The sequence below is a fragment of the Chloroflexus sp. genome (assembly GCF_034435895.1).
In the GTDB taxonomy this organism is placed as follows: domain Bacteria; phylum Chloroflexota; class Chloroflexia; order Chloroflexales; family Chloroflexaceae; genus Chloroflexus.
In genome coordinates this window covers 1-4,680 of sequence record NZ_DAOTWH010000261.1, presented here as the reverse complement: position 1 = coordinate 4,680, position 4,680 = coordinate 1, and the positions used below count along the sequence as shown (strand labels likewise).

Genomic DNA, 4,680 nt, shown 5'->3' with positions numbered 1-4,680 from the left:
CATCTTGCCAGCCGCTACAGTAGTGCTCGGCCCCCACCAACTGCACCACCCGCCCGGTTGCCAGCGCGACCCCGATCGCGTTGGTGCCGGCCACCGCTTCGCTCCAGTTGCTGCCGGGCAGTAACCCTTTGCGCGCCAGCCGCCGGCGGCAGTGCGGATCGCCATCCACTTCCAGCAGCGTGCCTTCGGCGTCACTGAGCGCGATCACATACCCGGCGTCGCCGAGCGTGACCCGCAGCCGGGCAAGGATTGCGCTCGCTGCGCGCAATAAGGTTGCGTGCCGCTCACGGAGCTCGGCCAATTGCCAATCGCTGGCCGTGGCAAAACGGGCAAGCTGCACCTCGGCATTGACCGCCAGCGTCCGGCAACGCTGCCACGAATCGCGGATCACCGCGCGCATCGGTGAGAGATCAACCTCGCCGCTGGCGAGGAATTGCTCGCGCAACGCAGCCATCCGCCAAACCAGCGTCTCAAGGTCTCCCGGAGCGGCAATGTGCAGCGGTGCTTCGCTCATAGCGCCTCCCTGCGCCAGTGCATTTGATGCCGGAGTGAATACTCTGGTTATACCATGCCGCACCCGCGCCCGTCTACTCATGCCGCCGGTTTTTCACCGCTTTTTCACCGCGCAGCCAGTTGGGTCGAAAGTGACGCGCTTGGTTGATAAGAAGAGCCGGCAATGCTATGGTGTAGATAGATCAGCCCACAAAAAGTAGATGGTTGTGTCGCTATGCCAACGATTCGTGTCTCAGCCGCAACTCATGCCTTGCTTCGTGATCTCGCTCAGCAGCGTGGGGTTTCGCTGCAAGCTGTGCTTGCAGCGGCGCTTGAACACTATCGCCGCCAACAGGTGCTTGCCGCAACCAATGCGGCCTATGCAGCATTGCGCGCCGATCTGGCGCAATGGGCTGAATTGGAACGCGAACGGGCAGCGTGGGATCACACCATTGCTGATGGGTTAGCGGATCGCGTATGACCGTACTCTTGCCACATCGCGGCGAAATCTGGTTGATCTGAATCCGGCTCGTGGTCGGCAGGCTGGCCAACGGATCGTATGCGCAACTACGGACGAACTTCGTTCTACCCCTCACTCGCACCGATCGCCGCATTCCGCTGCACATTCCGATTGATCCGCCGGAAGGCGGCGTCGTGGCGCGTAGTTTTATCTTGTGCGACGCTATCCGCTCAATCGCGAAAGATCGGCTTGGCCCACGCCCATAGGGACTGTCTCGGCAGCGACATTGCGGAAAATGGATGATGCGCTGCGGACTCTGCTCGAATTGTAGGCCGCTGGTTTTTTCACCGCTTTTTCACCGCGCCCCCGCCCTTCTCCTGTTACGATGTTCTCAACCCCACATGCAACCAATCAACCGTCACGATGGTGGTGACCGGCATGTCATCGGAGACAGGAGGAGTGTATGTACCGCACTGCTGATGGCCGCGAGATCTTCGTCATTGATGCCCATACCCATCTGTGGGACGCTAGCCCGGAAAATCAGCGCGGCAAGTTGGGCAAGGGTTGGATCGACTGTTTCTACGCTTACCACAAGAACCTCTCGCCGCCCGATAAGGTGTGGACGCTCGAACACTACGAGCGCTATTCGGTCGAAGATATGGCCCGCGACCTCTTTGTCGAGGGCTATGTCGATATGTGCATCTTGCAATCGACCAACCTGTTCGAGTTCTACCACACCGGTTTCAACCCGATCGAGCGCAATGCTCAGCTCAAAGAAGCCTTCCCGGAGCGGGTCATTCTCAATGGCTCGTTTGACCCGCGCCACGGCGAAGACGGCCCGCTCGGCCTAAATGCGTTGCGCCAAGCCAAGCAGCAGTACGGCATTCAAGGCGTCAAGCTGTATACTGCCGAGTGGCACAATGGCTCGCGTGGTTGGAAGATGAATACCCCCGAAGCCTACCGCTTCTTTGAAGAGTGCGAAAAGCTCGGCATTGCCAACATTCACATTCACAAAGGGCCGACCATCTGGCCGCTCGACCGCGACTCGTTCGATGTGGCCGACGTTGACTATGCGGCCACCGACTTCCCCGGTCTCACCTTTATCATCGAGCATTGCGGCCTGCCGCGCCTCGAAGACTTCTGCTGGATCGCGACTCAAGAGACGAATGTCTGGGGCGGTCTCGCCGTAGTTCTGCCCTTTATTCATTCCCGCCCGCGCTATTTCGCCGAAGTGATGGCGAACCTGCTCTACTGGCTTGGTCCCGACAAGTTGACCTTCGCCAGCGATTACGCGCTGTGGACGCCGGGTTGGCTGGTTGAGAAGTTTATGGCCTTTGAGCTGCCCGAAGACCTTGAGGCCGAGTTTGGCGTCAAGCTGACGATAGAGACTAAAGAGAAGATTCTCGGCCTGAATGCGGCTCGCCTTTACGGGATTGACGTAGAAGCGAAGAAGGAGCAGTTGCGGAATATGCCGGTCGTGCTCGACGGCGCTGCGCCGGCTACCGTCTGAAAGGAACTGCTGATGCCCACGCTTGCCGAGATCAATCGCGCGCTGGCCGAGGTCTATGATCCCGAACTCGACACACCGATCACCGAGTTAGGTTTCGTCAACGAGGTGCAGATCGCTGCTGACGGGCACGTCACCGTTACCTACACTGTCCCCACCTTTTGGTGCGCGCCCAACTTCGTCTTTATGATGTCGCAAGACATTCGCGATGAAGTCGGGCGGGCGCCGGGGGTCACGCAAGTGACGGTGCTCGTCCGCAACAATTGCCTCGAAGATGAGATCAACCGTGGCGTCAATGCCGGGCGCAGCTTTGCCGAGACCTTCCCCGCCGATGTGGATCAGAACGCTGATCTGGAGGCATTGCGCCATACCTTCACTGTCAAAGGCTTTCTGGCCCGGCAAGATGTCTTGATCCGCCGGATGCGCCAAGCCGGTTTAGCCGATAGCGCGATCTTGGCGCTGCGGATCAGCGATGTGATGGTGCAAGGCGACGATCTCTTCCTGAACACGACGCCGCCGCAGTGGGTGCCGCTGGCGGCTGCCGATCTGCTCCGCTATCTGCACAAACGCCGCCGCTTGCAGCTTCCAGTGAGCGCAGATACGCCCCTCTTCACAACCGTCGAGGGGCAACCGATCGCAGAGGCGGAATTGGCGTCTTACCTGCGCTACTCGCGCTCGGCCCGTCTCAACATCGCCTTCAACACTAGTCTGTGTGAAGGTTTGTTGCGCGCGCAGTTCTTCCCCGAACGGCAACACGACTACTCTAGCGTTGGCGACCGCTTGATGATTGGATAGAGAGGACAAACTTATGCGCGCTGCTCGTCTGCACGAGTACGATGAACATCTCAATGTCCAGCTCCAACTCGACGATGTGCCGCTGCCCAAGATCACCAAACCCGGTGAAGTGATTGTGCGCATCGGTGCGGCGGGCCTATGCCGCACCGATCTGCACATTATTGAAGGGGTATGGAAGGATATTCAAGACCCGCAACGCACCTTGCTGCCCTACATCCTTGGGCACGAGAACGCCGGTTGGGTAGAAGAGATCGGCCCCGGCGTCACCTCAGTCAAGGTTGGCGATCCGGTGATCTGCCATCCGTTGCGTTCGTGCGGCGTTTGTCTCGGTTGCCGGCGCGGCGAGGACATGTACTGTGAACACGGCAGCTTCCCCGGCCTCAACTGCGATGGCGGCTTTGCCGAGTACATGCTGACCAACGAACGGGCGCTGATCAAGCTCAACCCCAACGTGGCGCCGGTCGAGGTTGCGCCGCTGGCCGATGCTGGCATTACCGCTTACCGGGTCGCCAAGAAAGCGGCCCGCAAGCTCACCCCCGGCCAGTATTGCGTCATCCTCGGCGTTGGCGGCCTTGGCCACATCGCACTGCAATCGGTTCGCGAGCTGTGCGGCGCGCGGATCATCGCGGTTGACCGGTCGGAAGCGGCGCGCAAGCTAGCTCGCGATCTCGGTGCGCACTACGTGCTCAACGGCGGCGACACGATTGTGCAAGAGGTGAAAGAGCTGACGCGCGGCGGGGCGCATGTGGTGATCGACTTCGTGGGTGAATTGGGGGCCGAGCAGGTCTCGTGGCAGATGTTGCGCCAAGGCGGCACCCATTACGTGGTCGGCTACGGCGGCGCGGTGCATGTGCCCACCGTTCACATGATCATCACCGAAATCGCGATCGAGGGCAGCCTCGTCGGCAACTACGTCGAGCTCGTCGAGCTGATGGAACTGAACGCCGAGGGCCGGGTCAAGCTGCATGGCCAGCAATACCGGCTAGATCAGATCAATCAAGCGATCGACGACTTCAAGCACCGGCGGATTGCCGGGCGGGCGGTGATTGTGCCGTAAAGCAGTAGCGATACGGGCAGGTTGCACATCTGCCCGTCCTTAGCGGTTGCTCGTGGGGTACTGATCAGGCGACTTGAACGATAACCGATGTTGAACCGCCGAGCAGGAGTAGTTCATATCGCCATCGCGTTCCAGCTCAAACGGTGTTGCTGGCGTCTTGCCGATTATCTTGCCGGCTGGGCGCGTTCCATAGGCGCGGATGCAATGGTCGTTGTGAGGTAAAAAATCCGAGGGTCTGGGAGCCTTTCAAGCTCTCAGACCCTCAACAGCACACTATCCTGCTAGCCACTTACCGTTGCACCAGCGGCACGTACCACGCAGAGATAAAGTAGCTCGCGCCCGCCGTGAAGGGGATGTTGTTGACGCGCA

Annotated in this window: 6 protein-coding genes; 5 read left to right on the top strand and 1 reads right to left on the bottom strand. The window is 59.9% G+C overall.

Annotation, left to right across the window (positions count from 1 at the left end):
* Positions 1-514: GAF domain-containing protein (locus U9R81_RS14990; RefSeq protein ID WP_416180974.1), on the bottom strand; the 514-nt coding region annotated here is incomplete at its 3' end.
* A 213-nt stretch (positions 515-727) separates the two neighbouring features.
* Between U9R81_RS14990 and U9R81_RS14985 the strand changes: the two genes are divergently transcribed.
* The 5 genes from U9R81_RS14985 (at position 728) to U9R81_RS14965 (ending at position 4,311) form a co-directional block, all read left to right on the top strand.
* Positions 728-973, top strand: a complete 246-nt coding sequence (locus U9R81_RS14985; RefSeq protein WP_322496237.1) for a hypothetical protein — start codon at positions 728-730, stop codon at positions 971-973.
* 50 nt (positions 974-1,023) lie between these two features.
* Positions 1,024-1,218 carry a type II toxin-antitoxin system PemK/MazF family toxin gene (locus U9R81_RS14980; protein ID WP_322496236.1) on the top strand — a complete coding sequence of 65 codons (195 nt, stop codon included), beginning with the start codon at positions 1,024-1,026 and terminating at the stop codon, positions 1,216-1,218.
* Positions 1,219-1,415: 197 nt separating this feature from the next.
* The gene (locus U9R81_RS14975) at positions 1,416-2,462 is read left to right on the top strand and encodes an amidohydrolase family protein (RefSeq protein WP_322496235.1); all 1,047 of its coding nucleotides are present in this window, start codon (positions 1,416-1,418) and stop codon (positions 2,460-2,462) included.
* A 12-nt stretch (positions 2,463-2,474) separates the two neighbouring features.
* Positions 2,475-3,254, top strand: a complete 780-nt coding sequence (locus U9R81_RS14970; protein ID WP_322496234.1) for an iron-sulfur cluster assembly protein — start codon at positions 2,475-2,477, stop codon at positions 3,252-3,254.
* Positions 3,255-3,267: 13 nt separating this feature from the next.
* Positions 3,268-4,311 carry an NAD(P)-dependent alcohol dehydrogenase gene (locus tag U9R81_RS14965; protein WP_322496233.1) on the top strand — a complete coding sequence of 348 codons (1,044 nt, stop codon included), beginning with the start codon at positions 3,268-3,270 and terminating at the stop codon, positions 4,309-4,311.
* The last annotated feature ends 369 nt before the right edge of the window (positions 4,312-4,680 follow it).

Excerpts from the sequence above, each read along its gene's own strand:
- U9R81_RS14985 (WP_322496237.1), top strand. The coding sequence starts at position 728 with ATGCCAACGATTCGTGTCTCAGCCGCAACTCATGCCTTGCTTCGTGAT.
- U9R81_RS14975 (WP_322496235.1), top strand. The coding sequence starts at position 1,416 with ATGTACCGCACTGCTGATGGCCGCGAGATCTTCGTCATTGATGCCCAT.
- U9R81_RS14970 (WP_322496234.1), top strand. The coding sequence starts at position 2,475 with ATGCCCACGCTTGCCGAGATCAATCGCGCGCTGGCCGAGGTCTATGAT.
- U9R81_RS14965 (WP_322496233.1), top strand. The coding sequence starts at position 3,268 with ATGCGCGCTGCTCGTCTGCACGAGTACGATGAACATCTCAATGTCCAG.